The following is a 1,263-nucleotide window of genomic DNA, read 5'->3' on the forward strand; positions in this document are numbered from 1 at the left end:
TTGGGGAGTGCTGAGCATTGGCGTCTGCTTGAATAGAAGATGCTGGGCCTTTTTGGGGAGACGCCTTTACTACATGAGTACGCTGTGCCATGGGGCACCTCCTTTTATGTGAATAGAGAAATGCGGGTTAGTCAGCCCTGTTCATGGGGTGTGTCATTTAACGAGTGGAGGAACGTCGGGTAAGTGACGCGCAATGTCTGCGGGATCGATACGCTCCAGGCGTATCTCTGCGCGATAAAACTCGCCCTGGGCGCACACCAGCGACGTGGCGTTATGAGCGTCGTGTTCTAGCAGTTGTTTGGTTAGTCGAGTGATAGCCATCTCAATGGCGTCGGAAACAAAGCTCATACGGGTACCTCGCGGCATAAGCCCCACAGCAGGATGGTTACGACACCAGCTGTAGGGCGGCATCTAAGGCCTCTTGTTTGAGCTGTGCCCCCTGACCAAACCAGGCTGAGTCCATACGGGTATCGTTACTACGTGCCCGCTCATCGCGATCGACGTATTCCGTCACGGCGTTCAGCAAGCCCCAGGCCGTGTCTTTAGCGGTCACCAAGTGAGCGCCCCGGCCTTCGCCTTGGTAGAGCTTCTGCACCTTATTCAGCGCTCGGTAGTTGGGCAGTTTAGAGGGATCGTCCAGCGGCTTCTCCGCACCACAAATCACCGACTGAAGATACTGCTGCGCTTCCTGCCGAGTGATTTTACGCTCCGCTAGGGTTTTCATCCGGTACATGAAGTCATTCCATTGCGACACCGAAATGCCTAACTGACGCTTCACGGCACGCGGATCAAACTCCGAGCGGTGCGGCACCTTCACCGCTTGCGACGTACCATCGACGGCAATTTGCAGCGTGTTATTGCACACTACCCTCACCGTGGTGGGCGTTGCCATGGTGGCAAGGGTGCCATCGCAGGAAGTGGCCAACAGCAGGTAGTCGTTCACCTCATCCTGACCTTTGAGCGACGTGCTTAAGCCGCTACGGGCTAGCGCCCAAAACTTACGTCCGCCTTTGAGCACGCCAGCGGTTTCTAGCTCATACCCGGCGTACTCAGTCAGATCACGGTAAAACTCCAAAATCTCTTCGGGCTGTACCACCTTATAGCGCTGTGACACCACCGACAGTGGTGCTTTGGTATCCGAGCGATAAAGCACCTTCTGCTCAGGGAACGAGTGAATGCTGCCCAGGTGGCTAGCCCCTTCGGCAATAAAACGCACTGGTGCTTCTTCAATATGCCAGTTCATACCGGCCTGTTGCTGCCAGA

General features: G+C 55.7%; 2 protein-coding genes. Both read right to left on the reverse strand.

Annotation, left to right across the window (positions count from 1 at the left end):
• Positions 1-153 precede the first annotated feature (153 nt).
• Positions 154-348, reverse strand: a complete 195-nt coding sequence (locus B4967_RS13865; protein WP_139794516.1) for a hypothetical protein — start codon at positions 346-348, stop codon at positions 154-156.
• A gap of 37 nt (positions 349-385) precedes the next feature.
• Positions 386-1,263 (reverse strand): DUF932 domain-containing protein (locus tag B4967_RS13870; protein WP_083025817.1); only part of this gene is annotated, 878 nt, incomplete at its 5' end.

The organism is Vreelandella lionensis, from assembly GCF_002087295.1.
GTDB classification, from domain to species: Bacteria; Pseudomonadota; Gammaproteobacteria; order Pseudomonadales; family Halomonadaceae; genus Vreelandella; species Vreelandella lionensis.

Bases quoted from the DNA above. Each gene is read 5' to 3' on its own strand.
- B4967_RS13865 (WP_139794516.1), bottom strand. From the start codon at position 348: ATGAGCTTTGTTTCCGACGCCATTGAGATGGCTATCACTCGACTAACC.